The organism is Thiocystis minor (assembly GCF_016653465.1).
GTDB lineage: Bacteria > Pseudomonadota > Gammaproteobacteria > Chromatiales > Chromatiaceae > Chromatium > Chromatium minus.
Window position 1 is genome coordinate 1 of sequence record NZ_NHSQ01000049.1, and the last position, 16,912, is coordinate 16,912.

Below are 16,912 nucleotides of genomic sequence, written 5' to 3' on the forward strand. Positions count from 1 at the left end.
GGTCGATGACACACTGTTGCAGTATCTGTCGCCGCTCGGCTGGGAGCACATCAACCTGACCGGCGATTATGTGTGGCGCAGCAGCGCCAAGATCGGTGCGGGCAAGTTCAGGCCGCTACGCCCGCTGCAACCAGCTTAGCGTGCTTTATTTTCCGTTTTCTGAGACGACCCCCAGTAGACATACAGCCATTCTCATGGGTGCGGCGATCAGGGCAATGGTTCCCGAAAATCGCTTAAATCGGCAAACATTCGTCATCGTCGAGTAAAAAATAACCGGCGGCCTCCTGGACCGCCCAACGAATGGCGGCGGCGGTGACCTCGCCAATGCCTTCGATTTCGGCGAGCTCTCCGGGATCGGCGGTCACGACCGCCTCGATACTGCCAAAACGCTCCAACAAACGCTTGGCGCGCCTGGGTCCGATGCCGGGAAGGCCCTGCAGGATGTGATTCTGCAACCTCGTCTTGCCACGCGCGCGGCGACCTTTGCGCGGATAGGCGCCGGTCTCGAACTGGCGCCCTTGACGGGCCGCATACAACATGAGCCGAGCGGTTTCCCGCGGGTCCATGGCGCGCAAAAGCGGAATCCCAAGAAACAAGGTCAAACTGACCAAGGCTCCCTGGATCGCTTCGCGCCGCATCTGGCTGGCGGCCAGATCCTTCGAAGTACCTTCCAGGATCAATGCAGTCCGCAAAGGTGAGCCGGCAAGCCGCATTCCTTGCGAAAAAAGACGCCCGTCCTTGATGGAGATCGTCAGATCGATCAGGGTCTTGCGCTCGAACAGAAAACGATCATCGATCAGATAGTCGCCAACCGGCAGGCGCCGCACTTGCACATCAACGCCATCCCGATCTTTTAGCGCATCCAGGACGGGGCTTCGGGACTCCCGATCATCGACCAGGATGCGAATCGTCTGGTGGCTCTGCGCGCACACGTCCATTGTCGTATCCCTACTCAATCCTCTCTCCAGAACAGAGAGAGAGGTCAAGATTGAACGCCGCAAGCGCGGTTGACAGGGCAACCGCGACGTTTGGAGTTATCGCGCAACGCCCAGGGACCGATGAATTTGCTGAACCACGACGGGAGACAGCCCGGTCTTTTCGGCGAACTGACGAAGATAGTCGCGCTCCTGCGGGGTGTCGACCTCGACCGCCAGCAAGGAGGCGGCATACACTTCCGCCGCGATCTCCGGATTTGGGATTTCCGCAGCGAAGGCATCGAGATTCAATGGTTGGCGCAGTTCGGCCATCAACCACTCCTGACCCTGAGCACCGATGCCCGCGTCCGCGGCCTTGCCGACGATTCGCTGGATCTCGTCAGGGCTGACCAGACCATCCGACTTGGCGATATTCATCATCCCTTTCATGATCAATTGCGCCTTGGTTTCCAGCAGGGAGTGCTCCGCCGGAGTCGCGGGAGACTTCAGTCCCAGCGGCGGTTGAGAAGCCGCCAGGCCAGCCTGCCCAGCATTGCTCATGGCCTTGAACGCTACGCCCGCCAGCATGGCCAGAACGCCGCCCGACAAGGCACCCTTGACGGAATCGCCGCCGCCGCCCAACAGCGACCCAAGAACCGCTCCGATGCCGCCAGCCTGCAGCGGGTTCTCGGCGGCGTTACCGAGACTGTTTTTCGCCTGTTCGAGAATGCCGGCAAGAAGGTCGCCGGCACCGCCCTGACCGCCGGATACCTGCCCCAGATTGGCTTGCAAATCCTGCAGGGCATTGCCGATGCGACTCTGCGCCGACTGCCCCGCGTTACTTTGCAGGAGCGCCCCAAGTAAATCGCCAAAGTTGGTCATGTCGCTATCTCCAATGGGTTATGTGAACACATCATTTTTTGCGAGCAACCTGCCGATCCCTGGCGTCCGAGACAATTCTCATCCAAATCGAAGCGCATTACGTATACACGTTGGTTGTGTCAAGCGCATGACTGACGATCGCCTGCTCGACTAGACGGCGTCCGGCAGGGCGATGAAGGGACCGATCGGGTCGCCGGCGGCAAGCCCCAACACCTCATCGGCCCGACCCCGATTCACGGCGATTTCGACCAGCCCGAAGGCGTTTTCATACCAAAAGGATTCGCCCGGCGCGACCTGGCAAAACGTGCGCGCGTTCCGCACAGACCGCTCACCGACCTGAAGCCGATGCCGTCGATCGCGCCCGGCGGCATGCAGTCCGGAGATCAGGTTGCCGAAGCGATCGACATAGAGAATAGCGCATCGTTCTGCTGACCAATCGGTGCCTACCATGCCCGACGTCTCCAGGCCGGACAGCCGGAGATCCTGGCCAAGACAGAGACGCACGGCGGCTGGCACAAACCAGTCGCGACCATGGAAACTGGGAGACATCCGTTCCGGCCGCCAATCGATATGCCACACCGAGGCCACGCTATCGGACTGACGAATCAGAGGCGCCAGCAAACCGTTGTCGGGTCCGATAAACCAGTTGCCAGCGGATTCCACAGCCAGCAGCGCACGGTCACCGCCTACGCCGGGGTCGACGACACAGAGATATAAGGTGTTGCCTGGCATGTCGCGCACCAGGGCTGGCAGCAGATAGGCCGCCAGTTCGGGCCGGAAGGGCGGCAAGTCATGCACGAGATCGATCAGCGGCAATTCTGGCAGCAAAGCCCCCAAACAAGCGCGCATTTGCCCCACATAGAGACCGCCGCCGAAGTCGGTGACAAGCGCGATCCGCCGAATTGCCGCTGAACTCAAGTTTCACCCCCCAAGTGGCTCGACCTGAAGCACCCCCTTTAGCAAGACCGAGATTACACGAAGGAATGCAAGAGTCCGGAGGCGACGAACCTGAACAAGGCATAAAAAAACCGGGCGGCGGCCCGGTTTTCTGATCGAGAGGTTTCTCAATCGTCGTCGACATCGACCGCTGCCGATGTCATCGGACGGTCAACCAGTTCGACATAAGCCATGGGAGCCGCATCGCTGGCACGATAACCGCATTTGAGGATCCGCAGGTAACCGCCCGGACGATCCTGATAACGCGGCCCCAGTTCGACGAACAGTTTGCCGATAATTTCTTTATCGCGGAGCCGGGCAAAGGCCAGGCGACGGGTATGAACCGAATCGATCTTTGCCAGGGTAATCAAGGGTTCCGCGATGCGACGGAGTTCCTTGGCCTTGGGTAGAGTGGTTTTAATCAGCTCATGACGAAACAGCGAGGTCGACATGTTGCGAAACATCGCATCGCGGTGCGAGCTGGTACGGTTAAGTTGCCTTCCGGCTTTGCGGTGACGCATGATCCTGATCCCGAATGTACTTTTAATCGATTTTGTAGGCTACGAGAGGGCGCAGCTCGGTGGCCGCGCAACACTCGTTACCGAATGCTCAACTCGGCGATGTTCTCGGGCGGCCAATTTTCAAGACGCATGCCCAACGACAGACCGCGCGTCGCGAGGACATCCTTGATCTCCGTCAGCGATTTCTTGCCGAGATTCGGGGTTTTCAGAAGCTCAACCTCGGTCCTCTGGATCAAATCACCAATCAGATAGATATTTTCAGCCTTTAAACAGTTTGCGGAACGCACTGTCAGTTCAAGGTCGTCAACCGGACGCAACAAAATCGGATCATAGGGCGATTCAGGGTTGCTTTCGGTGACTTGAATCTCGGATGGCCCGGTGCCTTCCAATGCAACGAAACTGGATAACTGATCGCGCAGGATCGTCGCGGATCGCTGAATCGCCTCTCTTGGGTCGATCGTCCCATTGGTTTCAAGATCGATCACCAGACGATCCAGATCCGTGCGCTGCTCGACGCGCGCAGACTGAACCTCGATCGCTACCCGACGAACCGGACTGAAAGAAGCGTCGATCGGCAACTTGCCGATCGGACGATCCTCGGAGAGATCAAGTTCACGCTGAGTTGTGGGCTCATAACCAATCCCGCGCCGCACCGTCAACGTCATGCTCAGACTGCCTTCCGACAGGTTGGCAATGACCAACTCGGGGTTCGCGATTTCGGCCGTATGATCAATGGCAATATCCGCCGCGGTCACGGGGCCAGGGCCAGTTTTGCTTAAGGCAAAGGTCGCCTCGTCTTTTCCCTTAAGGGAAATCGCCAACTGCTTAAGATTCAACAGGATCTCAAGCACATCTTCCTGTACGCCAGCGATGGTCGTGTACTCGTGAAGCACGCCTTGAATCTCGACTTCCGTCACAGCGCATCCATCCATGGAAGACAGCAAAATTCGACGGAGCGCATTTCCAAGGGTGTGCCCAAAACCGCGCTCTAGTGGTTCCAGCGATATTTTGGCATGGTTCAGGTCGCCATGAACCAGCTCGACTTTTACGATGCGCGGTTTTAGAAATTCGCCAATAGCGTCATTCATTCAGTGCCTCTCAGGGAACTCCTTACTTGGAGTACAGCTCGACGATCAGCGACTCGTTGATGTCAGCCGGCAGATCTGAACGGTCTGGAACACGCCTGAAGACGCCTTTCAGGCCTTTTGTGTCAACCTCGACCCAATCAGGAAAGCCATACTGTTCAGCCAGTGCCAACGCATTCTGGACACGGAGCTGCTTTTTGGACGGCTCGCGAACCTCGACCTGATCTTCCGCGCTCACTTGGTAAGAAGCGATGTTCACGACTCGACCATTCACCAGGATGCTTTTGTGACTGACCAACTGACGCGCTTCCGCGCGAGTTGAGCCGAAGCCCATCCGAAAGACGACATTATCGAGACGGCGCTCCAGAAGCTGGAGCAGGTTTTCACCTGTCGCCCCCTTGGTTTGAGCCGCCTTCTTGTAGTAGTTACGAAACTGCTTTTCCAGCAAGCCGTAAATCCGGCGTACTTTTTGCTTTTCACGCAACTGCACGCCGTAGTCGGAGAGCCGACGACGACGGTCGGTCGTCTGACCCGGCTGTTTCTCAAGGTTGCACTTGGTATCCAAAGCGCGCGCGCGACTCTTGAGCGACAGATCAGTTCCTTCGCGCCGCGCCAGTTTGCAGGTTGGGCCTGTGTAACGTGCCATGTTTCTTCCTGTTAAACGGTCAGACGTCAGACGCGCCGCTTTTTAGGCGGACGGCAGCCGTTATGTGGGATCGGCGTCACGTCGGTGATGCTCGTGATTTTGAAGCCAGCATTGTTCAATGCTCGCACGGCGGATTCTCGCCCAGGACCCGGCCCCTTGACGTTGACATCAAGGTTGCGTAGCCCGTAATCCTTTGCTGCCTGGCCAGCCTTATCCGCCGCCACCTGTGCTGCAAAGGGGGTACTTTTGCGAGAGCCACGAAATCCGGAGCCGCCTGACGTTGCCCAGGAAAGCGTGTTTCCCTGGCGGTCGGTAATCGTAATAATTGTATTGTTGAAAGAAGCGTGAACGTGGGCTACCCCGTCCGCGACCTGCTTCTTGATCTTCTTTTTCGTGTTGCGAATCGGTTTAGCCATTCGTCATTATCCAGTCTTTCTGCTGCAATCGAACGTCATTAGCGTTTGATCGGACGGCGCGGCCCCTTGCGGGTCCGGGCATTGGTTCGCGTGCGCTGGCCTCGCAGGGGCAACCCACGACGATGACGGATGCCGCGATAGCAACCCAGATCCATCAGCCGCTTAATGCTCATCGACACCTCACGGCGCAGGTCACCTTCAACCGTGAAATTCGCGACTTCATTACGCAGCCGATCGACTTCTTCTTCCGTCAACTTCTGCATCTTGGTTTCACGCGGGATGCCTGCCGCGTCGCAAATCTTGCCCGCACTAGTGCGGCCGATGCCGTAAATCGCTGTCAGGGCGATCACGGCATGCTTTTTATCTGGGATATTGACGCCGGCGATACGGGCCATATGGACGAACCCCTTATTCCTAATAGCTCAGCGGGTAAACCGCGCAGTATAACAAACTTTTCTTCATGGTCAACCAGTACGGTTAACCTTGCCGCTGTTTGTGGCGGGGATCCGTGCAAATCACACGAACAACGCCATTGCGACGGATGATTTTGCAGTTTCTGCACAACTTTTTGACTGATGCACGCACTTTCATTGTTGACTCCTAAATCTTGAGCGCCTGTTAGCGCAACATGCCTGCGCCAGGCGACTTCAGATTGGCCTTTTTCATCAGGCCTTCATATTGATGCGACATCAAATGAGCCTGAACCTGCGCCATGAAATCCATGACTACGACGACCACGATGAGTAGCGATGTGCCACCAAAATAAAAGGGGACGTTGTAGCCGACGATCAGGAACTCCGGCAGTAAACAGACTGCGGTGATATAGATGGCGCCAGCGGCTGTCAGGCGCGTCATCACGCTGTCGATGTAGCGTGCGGTTTGCTCCCCCGGACGGATACCGGGGATAAAGGCACCGGAACGCTTGAGGTTATCCGCCGTCTCCTTCGCATTGAATACCAGCGCGGTGTAGAAAAAGCAGAAAAAGACGATTGCGACCGTATAGAACAGGACATAAAGCGGCTCACCGGGCGACAGCTTCGAGGTGATATCGGCGATCCACCGAAGATTCTCGTTACTGCCAAAAAACTGCCCAAGCGTGCCGGGGAACAGGAGGATACTCGACGCAAAGATCGGTGGAATGACGCCGGCCATATTCAACTTCAGCGGTAGATGCGTACTCTGCGCCTGCATCATTTTTCGGCCCTGCTGACGACGCGCGTAGTTCACGGTGATCCGCCGCTGTCCACGCTCGACAAAGACCACGAACGCTGTCACGGCCAGCGCCATTGCGAATAGTGCCAGCACGGCCAGCGAATTCATTTCGCCAGTGCGCGCCAATTCCAGAGTTCCCCCCAGGGCGGCTGGCAGACCGGCGACAATCCCCGCAAAAATAATCATGGAGATACCGTTACCGATTCCGCGCTCGGTGATCTGTTCGCCGAGCCACATCAGGAACATGGTGCCCGTTACTAGCGAGACGGCGGCGGTAAAGACAAAGCCGATGCCTCCGTGCACCACCAGCGCCGAACCGCCCGCGGTCTGTCCCTGCAGCGCCATCGAGATGCCGATCGCTTGGAAAGTCGCCAGAAACACCGTTCCATATCGCGTGTACTGGGTGATTTTGCGCCGCCCGGACTCGCCCTCTTTTTTCAACTGTTCGAGTTGCGGTACCACCGATGTCATCAACTGGATGATGATCGATGCCGAGATGTAGGGCATGACACCGAGCGCGAACAAACTCGCACGCTCCAGGGCGCCACCCGAGAACATGTTGAACATGTCCAGGATCGAGCCCTGATTCTGGTCGAACAGGATAGCGAGTGCCTCAGGATTGACTCCCGGAACCGGCACGAAGGTACCGATACGGTAGACGAGCAAAGCTCCTAACAGGAACAGCAGACGGCGTTTCAACTCCGTCAACTGCCCCATTCCGCCAAGCGATTTACCCATTGATCCGACGTTCTTAGCCATCCGAATTCGCGCCTGTTGGTTAGTCTTCGACCTTGCCGCCGGCCGATTCGATCGCGACGCGCGCACCCTTGGTGACGCCGACGCCACGCACCGTCAGGGGACGAGAGACCTGACCGGAAGCAATGATCTTCGCCGTCTTGATGGAGCGATTCACAACGCCCGCCGCCATCAGGGAAGCCAGATCCACCACATCGCCTTCGATACGATTGAGTTCGGTCAGGCGCACTTCCGCACTGACGAGCGATGCGCGCGAGCGAAAACCGACCTTCGGCAGACGCCGCTGGAGCGGCATCTGACCACCCTCGAAGCCAACCTTGTGAAAGCCGCCCTTACGGGATTTTTGCCCTTTGTGGCCACGTCCGCAGGTCTTTCCCAGGCCGCTGCCGATACCGCGTCCGACGCGCTTGGCGGAAGGCCGGCTACCCTCGTCGGGCTTGAGATCATTAAGCCGCATGGTGAGACTCCTCCACGACCTTGACCATGTAATACACGGTGTTGACCATCCCGCGGGTGCAGGGCGTATCCTCAACCTCTACGACCTGATGCATCCGCCGCAGGCCCAGACCGCGCACACACGCCTTATGTTTTTCAAGGCGCCCGCTGGTGCTGCGCACCAGTTTCACCTTCATCATTTTTTTGTCAGACATCGCTTACCCCAGGATCTGTTCGACGGTTTTCCCGCGCTTGGCAGCGATGGTTTCCGCATCATTCATGGCACGCAGTCCCTGAACCGTCGCACGCACGACGTTGATCGGGTTGTTGGTACCGATGCACTTGGCGAGGACATTCTGAACGCCGAGCACCTCGAACACCGCGCGCATCGCACCCCCGGCAATGATCCCGGTACCGTCGGAAGCCGGCTGCATGAAGACCTTCGCGGCGCCATGCTCGCCCTGCAGCGGATACTGAAGGGTGGTGCCATTCAGCTTAACTTCGATCATGTTCTTGCGGGCGCTTTCCATCGCCTTCTGGATCGCGATCGGCACCTCACGCGCCTTGCCGCGACCGAAGCCGACGCGGCCTTTGCCGTCGCCCACGACCGTCAAGGCCGCGAAACCGAATTGCCGTCCGCCTTTAACGACCTTGGCGACGCGGTTGACTGCCACCAGCTTTTCCAGAAGGTCATCGCCTTCCTGCTTAGGATTGAAGTTCGCCATGTTCGAGTCCTCAGAATTTCAATCCGTGCTCACGCGCCGCGTCGGCAAGCGCCTTGAGACGACCGTGATAACGGAAGCCGGAACGGTCGAAAGCGACCCTTTCCACGCCGGCGGACAAGGCACGTTCAGCAATCGCCTTACCGATGACAGTTGCCGCTACAATGTTTGCCTTGTTGCCCTCGATCGACTGGCGGATGTCTTTATCCAGCGTGGATGCGCTGGCAACCACCTTGTCGCCCGTCGGGGCAATGATTTGGGCATAGGTATGCCGGGGCGTGCGATAGACGCACAACCGAAATTCGCCCATTTCCCGAATCTTGGCGCGTGCCCGCGCCGCACGGCGCAGACGAGCCTGTTTTTTATCCATGACGTGAGACCCCTTATTTCTTCTTGGCTTCCTTACGCAGGACATTCTCGTCCGCGTAACGAACACCCTTGCCCTTGTAAGGCTCCGGCGGACGGAATCCCCGGATCTCCGAGGCGACCTGACCGACCCGTTGTTTATCGGCACCCATGACAACGACTTCGGTCTGACTCGGGGTCTCGATGGTGATACCCGCAGGCACCGGATAATCGATCGGATGCGAAAAACCGAGGGTCAGATTCAGGACATCGCCCTTGGCCGCAGCGCGATAGCCGACACCCACCAACGTGAGCTTGCGCGTGAAACCGGCGCTACAGCCCATCACCATGTTGTTGAGCAGCGCGCGGGTGGTTCCGGCCATGGCCCAGGCACTCGCCTGGCCCGCGGCTGGAGCGACCTTGAGCTCATTCGCCTCCTGACTGACGACAACGGTCGGATGGACGCTCCACTCAAGGCTGCCCTTGGCACCCTTGACCTTGACATCCTGACCGACGATCTCGACGGTGACACCTTTTGGCACCGGAATCGGCGCCTTTGCGACTCGTGACATCTCCGTATCCTCTTAAGCGACGTAGGCGATGATTTCGCCGCCGTGACCCGCCTGGCGGGCCGCGCGGTCGGTCATCAAACCTTGCGAGGTGGAGATGATCGCAATCCCGAGTCCGGCCCAAACCTTGGGCAACTCGTTTTTATTGCGATAAATGCGTAGACCAGGCCTCGAGACGCGCTTGATGACCTCGATCACGGGCTTGCCGCGGAAATACTTGAGCTTGATGACCAACTCGGGCTTGCCGCCATTGGGTTCGACCGATGCCTCGGCGATATAGCCTTCCTCCTTCAGCAGGTTCGCAATCGCAACCTTCTGCTTGGAGGACGGCATCACAATGGTGATTTTGCCACGCTGCTGGCCGTTGCGGATGCGTGTCAGCATATCCGCAATCGGATCCGACATACTCATGAGAAGCTCCTTGGGTCAAACCGCCTTGACGGCGCGATACCCTTCAGGTGTTTTTGATCGGCACGGTCCAAGTCGCGGACAGAGCCGAAGGGGGCGAGCTTACCAACTCGCCTTGACGACGCCGGGGACATCCCCGCGCATCACGGCTTCGCGCAACTTCATGCGCGCAAGCCCGAATTTCCGATAGACGGCATGCGGACGACCGCTGACCCGGCAACGCCGTTGTTGGCGCGACGGACTGGCATCGCGCGGAAGCTGATGGAACTTCCGCATTGCCTCGTCGATCTGTTCCGCGCTCGCGCCACGATCATTGATGACGTCCTTCAGTGCCGCGCGCTTCGCGCCGAACTTGGCCGCGATCCGGGTGCGCTTGACGTCGCGCGCAATCATGCTCTTCTTCGCCATAGTGCTATCTCAGGTACGGAATGGGAACTTGAACGCCTCAAGCAGCGCGCGTCCTTCCTCGTCCGTCCGCGCCGAGGTCGTAATCGTGATGTCGAGTCCGCGAATTGCGTCGATCTTGTCGTAATCGATTTCGGGGAACATGATCTGTTCGCGCACGCCCATCGAATAGTTCCCACGGCCGTCGAACGCCTTCGCACTCAGACCACGGAAGTCGCGAATACGCGGAATCGCGACATTGACCAAGCGATCAAGAAATTCGTACATCCGTTCGCGGCGCAGCGTCACTTTACAACCGATCGGCCAACCCTCGCGAATCTTGAACCCGGCAACCGACTTGCGCGCGAAGGTGACGATGGGCTGCTGCCCGGCGATGGCGCGCAGATCGGCAACGGCATGATCCATTACTTTCTTATCCGCAACCGCCTCGCCAACACCCATGTTGAGCGTAATCTTCTCGATCCGCGGCACCTGCATCACACTTTTGAAGCCGAGACGTTCCTTCAATTGGCCGACGATCTGCTCGCGATATTCTGTCTGTAATCTGCTCATTTTGCCTCCCTCGGTCAGACGTCGACGACTTCGCCGTTCGATTTGAACACGCGAACCTTGCGACCGTCTTCCAGGATCTTGAAGCCGACCCGATCCGCGCCGCCCTTTTGAGGGTTGTACAACGCGACGTTGGACACCTGAATCGGCATGGCCTTGTCGATAATGCCGCCAGGTTCGCCCGCCTGTGGATTCGGCTTCTGATGCTTACGGGCAATATTGATGTTTTCGACGATGACTCGGTCCTCGTCGACGACACGCAACACCGTGCCACGCTTGCCTTTGTCTTTGCCGGTGATCACGATGACGTCATCACCTTTTTTGATTTTTTGCATGCCGTCGTCTCCTTACAGCACTTCGGGTGCCAGCGAGATGATCTTCATGAAGCGGTCACCCCGAAGTTCGCGCGTCACGGGCCCGAAAATACGTGTCCCGATCGGTTGAAGCTGATTGTTCAGCAGTACGGCGGCGTTACCGTCGAAACGGATCAGCGATCCATCCGGACGACGCACACCCTTACGGGTCCGGACCACGACGGCGTTATAGACATCGCCTTTCTTCACCTTGCCGCGAGGAATGGCATCCTTGACGGAAACCTTAATGACATCGCCGATGCCCGCGTAGCGCCGATGCGATCCGCCGAGCACTTTGATGCATTGCACCCTCTTTGCGCCGCTATTGTCGGCGACGCCTAGATTGGACTGCATCTGAATCATTGTCGTTTACCTAAACTGATTGCTGATCCCGGAGTGGATCCGGCTGCTCTGCGAATGACCGCGCCGAACGCGGCGGCGAACGAACGCCAGGGGCGTCTCGTCGCGCGTAACCTCAGCGAGCCTTCTCGATAATGTCGAGCAAGCGCCATGATTTGGTCTTGGAGAGCGGGCGACATTGCTCAACACGCACGAGATCGCCTTCGCCACAGCTATTGGTTTCATCGTGCGCATGGATCTTGGTCGAGCGGCGCATGAATTTGCCGTATAGCGGGTGCTTGACACGACGCTCGATGAGGACCGTCACCGTCTTGTCCATGGCACTGCTGGTGACACGGCCTTCCAGGGTGCGATTGGTCTTGTTTTCGGTGTCGTCGCTCATGATTTACCGCCCGCCGTCATTTCAGTCATGACCGTCTTGATCCGGGCGATATCCCGGCGTCCCGCCTTCATCTGCGAAGGCTTGGACAACTGGCCGGTGCCCCGCTGCATGCGCAGATTGAATTGCTCGCGAAGCAGTTCCATCAACTGCTTTTGCAACTCTTCGAGGCTGCTTTTTCTAAGTTCGTTCGCCTTCATCACAGAATCGTCCGCTTTTCAAAAGTGGTCTGCACGGGCAGTTTCGCCGACGCAAGCGCGAATGCCTCACGGGCCAACTCCTCCGTGACACCTTCGATCTCATAGAGCACAAAGCCAGGCTGAACCAGGGCAACCCAATACTCGACGTTGCCTTTGCCCTTACCCATGCGCACTTCGAGAGGCTTTTTGGAAATCGGCTTATCCGGGAAAACACGGATCCAGAGCTTGCCGCCGCGCTTGACGCTGCGTTGAATCGCACGGCGCGCGGCTTCGATCTGACGCGCCGTCAAACGCCCGCGCTCGGTTGCTTTGAGGCCGAACTCACCGAAGCTGACGCGGTTCCCGCTCTGGGCAAGACCACGGTTGCGCCCTTTATGTTGCTTGCGGAACTTGGTACGTTTCGGTTGCAGCATGACTTAACCCTTCTTTCCGGCCGCTTTCGGCGCCGGTTCTTCGGGAAGCTGATCGCCGAATACCTCGCCCTTGAAGATCCACACCTTGACGCCCAAGATGCCATAGGTCGTCTTAGCCTCGGCAAACCCGTAGTCAATATCGGCACGCAGTGTATGGAGCGGCACGCGACCCTCGCGGGCCCACTCGCTGCGTGCGATTTCGGCGCCATTTAGACGGCCCGCGACATTGATCCGGACGCCCTCGGCACCGAGTCGCATCGTGTTCTGGATCGACCGCTTCATCGCGCGCCGGAACATGATGCGACGTTCAAGCTGCTGCGCGATGCCTTCGGCAACCAGCTGCGCGTCGAGTTCCGGCTTACGGATCTCTTCGATGCTGATGTGCACCGGGATGCCCATCATCGCGGAGACCTTTCCGCGCAACTTGTCGATATCCTCGCCTTTCTTGCCGATCACCACGCCCGGGCGCGCCGTATGAATGGTGATATGCGCATTTTTTGCGGGGCGATCGATCTGGATGCGACTGACGGACGCCTTGGAGAGCTCTTTCCGCAGAAAGGCGCGCACCGCAAGATCCGTGTTCAGAAAATTCGCGTAATCTTTCGTGCTCGCGTACCACTTGGATGTCCAGTCCTTGACGATGCCAAGCCGGATACCGTTCGGATGAACTTTTTGTCCCATGCTGGTCCCCTGGATTCCCTAGCCTTCAGCCACGATCAAACTGATGTGGCTGGTGCGTTTCTTGATTCGGTTGGCGCGCCCCTTGGCGCGCGCGCGGATCCGCTTCATGGTTGGGCCTTCGTTGATCTGAATGGCCGCAACCTTGAGCTCGTCGATATCCGCGCCCTCGTTATGCTCGGCATTCGCGATGGCGGACTCCAGAACCCCCTTGATCAGACCGGCACCTTTCTGGGTGCTGAACGTCAGGGTGTTCAGGGCCTCCTCGACATGACGACCACGAATCAGATCCGCGACCAGTCGAGCCTTCTGGGCCGAGATCCGGGCATATTTCAGTGTTGCTTCGGCTTGCATCCGCGGATCTCCGACTAGCGCTTTTTCGCCTTGCGATCAGCCGCATGACCGCGATAGGTGCGGGTCATGGAAAACTCACCGAGTTTATGGCCAATCATGTTTTCGTTGACGAGCACGGGCACATGCTGACGTCCGTTGTGGACCGCGATGGTCAGGCCCACCATTTCCGGCAGCACCATGGAGCGGCGCGACCAGGTTTTGATCGGGCGCTTACTGTTTTGGGCGACCGCTTCTTCCACCTTTTTGATCAGGTGGTGGTCCACAAAGGGTCCTTTTCGAATCGAACGTGGCACTTGCTCAACCTCGCCTTAATTATTTGCGACCGCGACGACGGACAATCATGCCGTCGGTCCGCTTATTCTTGCGCGTCTTATGACCCTTGGTCGGCACACCCCAGGGGGTCACCGGGTGACGGCCGCCGGAGGTACGGCCTTCGCCGCCGCCATGCGGGTGATCCACCGGGTTCATGACGACGCCGCGGACGGTCGGACGCACCCCACGCCAGCGAGTCGCGCCGGCCTTGCCAAGTTTCTGCAGACTGTGCTCGGTATTCCCGACCTCGCCGATCACGGCGCGGCAGTCAGCATGCACCTTGCGCATCTCGCCCGAACGCAGCCTCAGGGTTGCCGCCGAGGTATCGCGCGCGATCAACTGCGCCGAAGCACCGGCCGCCCGCGCCATCTGCGCGCCCTTGCCGGGCCGCATCTCGATGCAATGCACTTGGGTGCCGACCGGAATGTTACGCAGCGGCATGCAGTTGCCTACGGCAATCGGAGCGGCTTCGCCGGCCTGCACGCTGTCGCCCGCATGGAGCCCTTTCGGCGCGATGATGTAGGCGCGCTCGCCGTCGGCATATTTCAACAGGGCCAGATGCGCGGAGCGATTCGGGTCATACTCAAGCCGTTCGACCGTCGCTGGAACGCCTTCCTTGTTCCGCTTGAAGTCAACGATACGATAGCGCTGCTTGTGTCCACCGCCCTGATGGCGAACGGTGATGCGTCCGAGATTATTGCGTCCGCCATGTTTCGATTTTTTTTCGATCAATGGCTTGTACGGAGCGCCTTTATGCAGCTCCGGCGTCGTGACCTTAACGACGAAACGACGTCCGGCGGACGTAGGCTTTGTCTTTACGATTGGCATCTTGGTCTATCCGTTTCTGTCCGCCGCCGCGCTCACGCGCCGCCGCCGAAGTCGATATCATGGCCGGGTTTCAAGCGCACATAGGCCTTCCGCCAATCCTGGCGTTTGCCGAGACGCTGCTTGACTCGTTTCGCTTTTCCTTTGACGTTCAGCACATGAACGTGATCGACCTTGACCTCGAACAGAAGCTCGACGGCGCTGGCGATTTCGCGCTTTGTCGCATCCGTCATGACACGAAACGTAAATTGGCTCGACTGCTCGGCGATCCGGGTCGATTTTTCAGAGATGATCGGTGCCAACAGCACCTTCATGAGACGCTCGTTGTTCATGCCAGACGCTCCTCAAGCTTCTTCACAGCGGCTTCGGTCGCCAGGAGGGTATCGAAGGCAACCAGGCTCACCGGATCGACTTCTTGAGCCGACATGACATTGACGCCGTACAGATTACGGGCCGCCAAGTACAAGGCTTCATCCAAACCGTCGGTCAGAATCAGCACGTCCCGCAACTCGTAGGTCTTCAGGAGCGCGACCAGTTCCTTCGTCTTGGGTGCCGGCAGGGAAAGCTCCGGCACAATGACCAAACGCTCGGTCCGGACCAGTTCCGACAGAATCGAACGCACGGCACCGCGATACATCTTGCGATTGACTTTCTGGGTGTAATCGCGCGGCTTGGCCGCGAAGGTCACGCCACCGGAACGCCAGATGGGGCTTCGCGAGCTACCGGCACGCGCCCGACCAGTGCCTTTCTGGCGCCACGGCTTGGCGCCACCACCGGAAACTTCGGCGCGCGTTTTCTGTGCCTTCGTGCCCGAACGGGCGGCCGCCATGTAAGCGGTCACCACCTGATGCACGAGGCCAGGCTTATATTCGACACCGAAAACGGCGTCTGAAACCTGCACACTAGCGGCGCCAGTGTGGTTTCGAATGGCAAGTTCCATGACTGCTTAACCCTTGTTTTTCTGCTTCACGGACGGCAGCACGATCAGACGTCCGCCAGTCGGGCCAGGCACGCCGCCACGAACGAGCAACAGGTTTCGCTCGGCGTCGACCCGTACCACCTCAAGGTTCTGCTGACAACGATTGTCGGCACCCAGGTGACCGGCCATCTTCTTGCCTTTCCAGACGTGACCAGGGGTCTGGTTCTGTCCGATGGAACCCGCCGAACGGTGCGAGCGCGAGTTACCGTGCGTCGCGTCCTGCATGGAAAAGTGGTGACGTCGGATCGCGCCGGTAAATCCACGGCCCTTGGTCACGCCCCGCACATCGACTTTTTGTCCGGTCTCAAAGATGGACACCGTGATTTCATGCCCAACTTCCAGATCGGCGCCTTCGTCGCCCTCCAGCCGGAACTCACGCAGCACTTCGCCCGCTTCCACGCCAGCCTTGGCATAATGCCCAGCCATCGGCTTGGTGACGCGCGAGGCGCGGCGCGTGCCGAAGGCGACCTGCACGGCGCGATAGCCATCGGTCTCGGCGGACTTGACTTGGCTGACGCGGTTTGGCGTCACCTCGATCACGGTGACAGGGATACTCTCCCCGTCCTCTTGGAACAGGCGGGTCATGCCAGCCTTGCGCCCGATAACTCCGATCGTCATCGTCTCGTCCTCAGCTCAGCTTGATCTGGACGTCGACGCCCGCGGCCAGATCCAGTTTCATTAGCGCATCGACCGTCTTATCCGTGGGGTCGACAATATCCATCAGGCGTTTATGCGTCCGCAGTTCGTACTGGTCGCGCGCGTCCTTGTTGACGTGCGGCGAGATCAGGATCGTGAAGCGCTCCTTCTTGGACGGCAGCGGTACCGGACCCCGCACCTGGGCGCCCGTGCGCTTGGCGGTGTCGACGATTTCACGAGCGGACTGGTCGATCAAACGGTGATCGAACGCCTTCAGGCGAATACGAATTCTTTGGCTGCTCATGTCCTTACTCGATAATCTTCGCGACGACGCCGGCACCGACCGTGCGTCCGCCTTCACGCACCGCGAAGCGCAGACCTTCTTCCATGGCGATCGGGGCGATCAGCTTGATGGTCATCTTGACGTTGTCGCCGGGCATGACCATCTCGATCCCCTCGGGCAGTTCGCAGGCGCCGGTGACGTCGGTGGTGCGGAAGTAGAACTGCGGCCGGTAGCCGTTGAAGAAGGGGGTGTGACGCCCGCCTTCGTCTTTGCTCAGCACGTAGACTTCGGCTTCGAAGTGGGTGTGCGGGTGAATCGACTTGGGCTTGGCCAGCACCT

General features: G+C 58.7%; 33 protein-coding genes. 1 reads left to right on the forward strand and 32 read right to left on the reverse strand.

Features of this window, described 5'->3' with window-relative positions; translation table 11 throughout:
* Nucleotides 1-139 (forward strand): Tn3 family transposase (locus CCR95_RS26265; RefSeq protein WP_201092363.1); only part of this gene is annotated, 139 nt, incomplete at its 5' end.
* Between the two features lie 94 nt (nucleotides 140-233).
* Here the strand turns inward: CCR95_RS26265 and CCR95_RS04840 are convergent.
* The 32 genes from CCR95_RS04840 to CCR95_RS04995 form a co-directional block, all read right to left on the reverse strand.
* Nucleotides 234-956, reverse strand: a complete 723-nt coding sequence (locus tag CCR95_RS04840) for an ERCC4 domain-containing protein (RefSeq protein ID WP_242523066.1) — start codon at nucleotides 954-956, stop codon at nucleotides 234-236.
* 78 nt (nucleotides 957-1,034) lie between these two features.
* Nucleotides 1,035-1,796, reverse strand: coding sequence for a tellurite resistance TerB family protein (locus CCR95_RS04845; protein WP_201092364.1), 762 nt, complete (start codon nucleotides 1,794-1,796; stop codon nucleotides 1,035-1,037).
* A gap of 150 nt (nucleotides 1,797-1,946) precedes the next feature.
* On the reverse strand, nucleotides 1,947-2,714 hold the full coding sequence (locus CCR95_RS04850; protein WP_201092366.1) for an SAM hydrolase/SAM-dependent halogenase family protein: 768 nt from the start codon (nucleotides 2,712-2,714) through the stop codon (nucleotides 1,947-1,949).
* 146 nt (nucleotides 2,715-2,860) lie between these two features.
* Nucleotides 2,861-3,253, reverse strand: a complete 393-nt coding sequence (gene rplQ / locus CCR95_RS04855; protein WP_201092368.1) for a 50S ribosomal protein L17 — start codon at nucleotides 3,251-3,253, stop codon at nucleotides 2,861-2,863.
* A 77-nt stretch (nucleotides 3,254-3,330) separates the two neighbouring features.
* On the reverse strand, nucleotides 3,331-4,341 hold the full coding sequence (locus CCR95_RS04860; protein WP_201092370.1) for a DNA-directed RNA polymerase subunit alpha: 1,011 nt from the start codon (nucleotides 4,339-4,341) through the stop codon (nucleotides 3,331-3,333).
* A 22-nt stretch (nucleotides 4,342-4,363) separates the two neighbouring features.
* Nucleotides 4,364-4,984, reverse strand: coding sequence for a 30S ribosomal protein S4 (rpsD, locus tag CCR95_RS04865; RefSeq protein ID WP_201092374.1), 621 nt, complete (start codon nucleotides 4,982-4,984; stop codon nucleotides 4,364-4,366).
* A gap of 26 nt (nucleotides 4,985-5,010) precedes the next feature.
* On the reverse strand, nucleotides 5,011-5,400 hold the full coding sequence (gene rpsK, locus CCR95_RS04870) for a 30S ribosomal protein S11 (RefSeq protein WP_201092384.1): 390 nt from the start codon (nucleotides 5,398-5,400) through the stop codon (nucleotides 5,011-5,013).
* A 38-nt stretch (nucleotides 5,401-5,438) separates the two neighbouring features.
* Entirely contained in the window at nucleotides 5,439-5,795 is a 357-nt protein-coding gene (gene rpsM / locus CCR95_RS04875) for a 30S ribosomal protein S13 (protein WP_201092387.1), read from the reverse strand.
* 82 nt (nucleotides 5,796-5,877) lie between these two features.
* Nucleotides 5,878-5,991 carry a 50S ribosomal protein L36 gene (rpmJ, locus tag CCR95_RS04880; RefSeq protein ID WP_201092399.1) on the reverse strand — a complete coding sequence of 38 codons (114 nt, stop codon included), beginning with the start codon at nucleotides 5,989-5,991 and terminating at the stop codon, nucleotides 5,878-5,880.
* A gap of 27 nt (nucleotides 5,992-6,018) precedes the next feature.
* Nucleotides 6,019-7,371, reverse strand: coding sequence for a preprotein translocase subunit SecY (gene secY / locus CCR95_RS04885; protein ID WP_201092400.1), 1,353 nt, complete (start codon nucleotides 7,369-7,371; stop codon nucleotides 6,019-6,021).
* 19 nt (nucleotides 7,372-7,390) lie between these two features.
* Nucleotides 7,391-7,825 (reverse strand): 50S ribosomal protein L15, encoded by a 435-nt coding sequence (gene rplO / locus CCR95_RS04890; protein WP_201092401.1) that lies wholly within the window; start codon nucleotides 7,823-7,825, stop codon nucleotides 7,391-7,393.
* Nucleotides 7,815-8,018, reverse strand: a complete 204-nt coding sequence (gene rpmD, locus CCR95_RS04895; protein WP_201092402.1) for a 50S ribosomal protein L30 — start codon at nucleotides 8,016-8,018, stop codon at nucleotides 7,815-7,817. The genes rplO and rpmD overlap by 11 nt, the downstream gene beginning before the upstream one ends.
* Before the next feature lie 3 nt (nucleotides 8,019-8,021).
* Nucleotides 8,022-8,528, reverse strand: coding sequence for a 30S ribosomal protein S5 (gene rpsE / locus CCR95_RS04900; protein ID WP_201092407.1), 507 nt, complete (start codon nucleotides 8,526-8,528; stop codon nucleotides 8,022-8,024).
* A 10-nt stretch (nucleotides 8,529-8,538) separates the two neighbouring features.
* Nucleotides 8,539-8,895, reverse strand: coding sequence for a 50S ribosomal protein L18 (gene rplR / locus CCR95_RS04905; RefSeq protein WP_201092409.1), 357 nt, complete (start codon nucleotides 8,893-8,895; stop codon nucleotides 8,539-8,541).
* 13 nt (nucleotides 8,896-8,908) lie between these two features.
* Complete coding sequence (gene rplF, locus CCR95_RS04910; RefSeq protein WP_201092411.1) at nucleotides 8,909-9,442, reverse strand: 50S ribosomal protein L6; 534 nt, start codon at nucleotides 9,440-9,442, stop codon at nucleotides 8,909-8,911.
* Between the two features lie 12 nt (nucleotides 9,443-9,454).
* Nucleotides 9,455-9,850 (reverse strand): 30S ribosomal protein S8, encoded by a 396-nt coding sequence (gene rpsH / locus CCR95_RS04915; protein WP_201092413.1) that lies wholly within the window; start codon nucleotides 9,848-9,850, stop codon nucleotides 9,455-9,457.
* 99 nt (nucleotides 9,851-9,949) lie between these two features.
* Complete coding sequence (rpsN, locus tag CCR95_RS04920) at nucleotides 9,950-10,255, reverse strand: 30S ribosomal protein S14 (protein ID WP_201092422.1); 306 nt, start codon at nucleotides 10,253-10,255, stop codon at nucleotides 9,950-9,952.
* A gap of 9 nt (nucleotides 10,256-10,264) precedes the next feature.
* Nucleotides 10,265-10,804, reverse strand: a complete 540-nt coding sequence (rplE, locus tag CCR95_RS04925) for a 50S ribosomal protein L5 (protein ID WP_201092423.1) — start codon at nucleotides 10,802-10,804, stop codon at nucleotides 10,265-10,267.
* Nucleotides 10,805-10,818: 14 nt separating this feature from the next.
* Nucleotides 10,819-11,136, reverse strand: coding sequence for a 50S ribosomal protein L24 (gene rplX, locus CCR95_RS04930; protein WP_014780407.1), 318 nt, complete (start codon nucleotides 11,134-11,136; stop codon nucleotides 10,819-10,821).
* Between the two features lie 12 nt (nucleotides 11,137-11,148).
* Nucleotides 11,149-11,517 carry a 50S ribosomal protein L14 gene (gene rplN / locus CCR95_RS04935; protein WP_014780406.1) on the reverse strand — a complete coding sequence of 123 codons (369 nt, stop codon included), beginning with the start codon at nucleotides 11,515-11,517 and terminating at the stop codon, nucleotides 11,149-11,151.
* 112 nt (nucleotides 11,518-11,629) lie between these two features.
* Complete coding sequence (rpsQ, locus tag CCR95_RS04940) at nucleotides 11,630-11,896, reverse strand: 30S ribosomal protein S17 (RefSeq protein WP_201092424.1); 267 nt, start codon at nucleotides 11,894-11,896, stop codon at nucleotides 11,630-11,632.
* Nucleotides 11,893-12,093 carry a 50S ribosomal protein L29 gene (gene rpmC / locus CCR95_RS04945; RefSeq protein WP_014780404.1) on the reverse strand — a complete coding sequence of 67 codons (201 nt, stop codon included), beginning with the start codon at nucleotides 12,091-12,093 and terminating at the stop codon, nucleotides 11,893-11,895. The genes rpsQ and rpmC overlap by 4 nt, the downstream gene beginning before the upstream one ends.
* On the reverse strand, nucleotides 12,093-12,506 hold the full coding sequence (rplP, locus tag CCR95_RS04950; RefSeq protein WP_014780403.1) for a 50S ribosomal protein L16: 414 nt from the start codon (nucleotides 12,504-12,506) through the stop codon (nucleotides 12,093-12,095). The genes rpmC and rplP overlap by 1 nt, the downstream gene beginning before the upstream one ends.
* 3 nt (nucleotides 12,507-12,509) lie before the next feature.
* Nucleotides 12,510-13,187, reverse strand: coding sequence for a 30S ribosomal protein S3 (rpsC, locus tag CCR95_RS04955; RefSeq protein ID WP_014780402.1), 678 nt, complete (start codon nucleotides 13,185-13,187; stop codon nucleotides 12,510-12,512).
* Between the two features lie 18 nt (nucleotides 13,188-13,205).
* On the reverse strand, nucleotides 13,206-13,538 hold the full coding sequence (gene rplV / locus CCR95_RS04960) for a 50S ribosomal protein L22 (protein ID WP_014780401.1): 333 nt from the start codon (nucleotides 13,536-13,538) through the stop codon (nucleotides 13,206-13,208).
* A gap of 14 nt (nucleotides 13,539-13,552) precedes the next feature.
* On the reverse strand, nucleotides 13,553-13,831 hold the full coding sequence (gene rpsS / locus CCR95_RS04965) for a 30S ribosomal protein S19 (RefSeq protein ID WP_014780400.1): 279 nt from the start codon (nucleotides 13,829-13,831) through the stop codon (nucleotides 13,553-13,555).
* Nucleotides 13,832-13,850: 19 nt separating this feature from the next.
* On the reverse strand, nucleotides 13,851-14,678 hold the full coding sequence (rplB, locus tag CCR95_RS04970; protein WP_201092426.1) for a 50S ribosomal protein L2: 828 nt from the start codon (nucleotides 14,676-14,678) through the stop codon (nucleotides 13,851-13,853).
* A 32-nt stretch (nucleotides 14,679-14,710) separates the two neighbouring features.
* Nucleotides 14,711-15,007: a 50S ribosomal protein L23 gene (gene rplW, locus CCR95_RS04975; protein ID WP_014780398.1), complete on the reverse strand. Its 297-nt coding sequence runs from the start codon at nucleotides 15,005-15,007 to the stop codon at nucleotides 14,711-14,713.
* Complete coding sequence (rplD, locus tag CCR95_RS04980; protein ID WP_201092428.1) at nucleotides 15,004-15,615, reverse strand: 50S ribosomal protein L4; 612 nt, start codon at nucleotides 15,613-15,615, stop codon at nucleotides 15,004-15,006. Before rplD ends, rplW begins: the two co-directional genes overlap by 4 nt.
* A gap of 6 nt (nucleotides 15,616-15,621) precedes the next feature.
* Nucleotides 15,622-16,272 (reverse strand): 50S ribosomal protein L3, encoded by a 651-nt coding sequence (rplC, locus tag CCR95_RS04985; RefSeq protein WP_201092431.1) that lies wholly within the window; start codon nucleotides 16,270-16,272, stop codon nucleotides 15,622-15,624.
* 10 nt (nucleotides 16,273-16,282) lie between these two features.
* The gene (gene rpsJ, locus CCR95_RS04990; protein ID WP_014780395.1) at nucleotides 16,283-16,594 is read right to left on the reverse strand and encodes a 30S ribosomal protein S10; all 312 of its coding nucleotides are present in this window, start codon (nucleotides 16,592-16,594) and stop codon (nucleotides 16,283-16,285) included.
* Between the two features lie 4 nt (nucleotides 16,595-16,598).
* The coding region (locus CCR95_RS04995) for an EF-Tu C-terminal domain-related protein (protein ID WP_476718518.1) at nucleotides 16,599-16,912 on the reverse strand (314 nt) is incomplete at its 5' end.

Coding starts and splice junctions, on each gene's coding strand:
- rpsE (WP_201092407.1), bottom strand. CDS start 8,528: ATGGCGAACTTCAATCCTAAGCAGGAAGGCGATGACCTTCTGGAAAAG.
- rpsM (WP_201092387.1), bottom strand. CDS start 5,795: ATGGCCCGTATCGCCGGCGTCAATATCCCAGATAAAAAGCATGCCGTG.
- rpsD (WP_201092374.1), bottom strand. CDS start 4,984: ATGGCACGTTACACAGGCCCAACCTGCAAACTGGCGCGGCGCGAAGGA.
- CCR95_RS04860 (WP_201092370.1), bottom strand. CDS start 4,341: ATGAATGACGCTATTGGCGAATTTCTAAAACCGCGCATCGTAAAAGTC.
- CCR95_RS04845 (WP_201092364.1), bottom strand. CDS start 1,796: ATGACCAACTTTGGCGATTTACTTGGGGCGCTCCTGCAAAGTAACGCG.
- rplE (WP_201092423.1), bottom strand. CDS start 10,804: ATGAGCAGATTACAGACAGAATATCGCGAGCAGATCGTCGGCCAATTG.
- rplN (WP_014780406.1), bottom strand. CDS start 11,517: ATGATTCAGATGCAGTCCAATCTAGGCGTCGCCGACAATAGCGGCGCA.
- rplC (WP_201092431.1), bottom strand. CDS start 16,272: ATGACGATCGGAGTTATCGGGCGCAAGGCTGGCATGACCCGCCTGTTC.
- rpmC (WP_014780404.1), bottom strand. CDS start 12,093: ATGAAGGCGAACGAACTTAGAAAAAGCAGCCTCGAAGAGTTGCAAAAG.
- rplD (WP_201092428.1), bottom strand. CDS start 15,615: ATGGAACTTGCCATTCGAAACCACACTGGCGCCGCTAGTGTGCAGGTT.
- rplX (WP_014780407.1), bottom strand. CDS start 11,136: ATGCAAAAAATCAAAAAAGGTGATGACGTCATCGTGATCACCGGCAAA.
- secY (WP_201092400.1), bottom strand. CDS start 7,371: ATGGCTAAGAACGTCGGATCAATGGGTAAATCGCTTGGCGGAATGGGG.
- rpsC (WP_014780402.1), bottom strand. CDS start 13,187: ATGGGACAAAAAGTTCATCCGAACGGTATCCGGCTTGGCATCGTCAAG.
- rpsJ (WP_014780395.1), bottom strand. CDS start 16,594: ATGAGCAGCCAAAGAATTCGTATTCGCCTGAAGGCGTTCGATCACCGT.
- rplV (WP_014780401.1), bottom strand. CDS start 13,538: ATGCAAGCCGAAGCAACACTGAAATATGCCCGGATCTCGGCCCAGAAG.
- rplR (WP_201092409.1), bottom strand. CDS start 8,895: ATGGATAAAAAACAGGCTCGTCTGCGCCGTGCGGCGCGGGCACGCGCC.
- rplO (WP_201092401.1), bottom strand. CDS start 7,825: ATGCGGCTTAATGATCTCAAGCCCGACGAGGGTAGCCGGCCTTCCGCC.
- rplW (WP_014780398.1), bottom strand. CDS start 15,007: ATGAACAACGAGCGTCTCATGAAGGTGCTGTTGGCACCGATCATCTCT.
- rpmJ (WP_201092399.1), bottom strand. CDS start 5,991: ATGAAAGTGCGTGCATCAGTCAAAAAGTTGTGCAGAAACTGCAAAATC.
- rplB (WP_201092426.1), bottom strand. CDS start 14,678: ATGCCAATCGTAAAGACAAAGCCTACGTCCGCCGGACGTCGTTTCGTC.
- rplF (WP_201092411.1), bottom strand. CDS start 9,442: ATGTCACGAGTCGCAAAGGCGCCGATTCCGGTGCCAAAAGGTGTCACC.
- rpsQ (WP_201092424.1), bottom strand. CDS start 11,896: ATGAGCGACGACACCGAAAACAAGACCAATCGCACCCTGGAAGGCCGT.
- rpsK (WP_201092384.1), bottom strand. CDS start 5,400: ATGGCTAAACCGATTCGCAACACGAAAAAGAAGATCAAGAAGCAGGTC.
- rpmD (WP_201092402.1), bottom strand. CDS start 8,018: ATGTCTGACAAAAAAATGATGAAGGTGAAACTGGTGCGCAGCACCAGC.
- rplQ (WP_201092368.1), bottom strand. CDS start 3,253: ATGCGTCACCGCAAAGCCGGAAGGCAACTTAACCGTACCAGCTCGCAC.
- rpsN (WP_201092422.1), bottom strand. CDS start 10,255: ATGGCGAAGAAGAGCATGATTGCGCGCGACGTCAAGCGCACCCGGATC.
- rpsH (WP_201092413.1), bottom strand. CDS start 9,850: ATGAGTATGTCGGATCCGATTGCGGATATGCTGACACGCATCCGCAAC.
- rplP (WP_014780403.1), bottom strand. CDS start 12,506: ATGCTGCAACCGAAACGTACCAAGTTCCGCAAGCAACATAAAGGGCGC.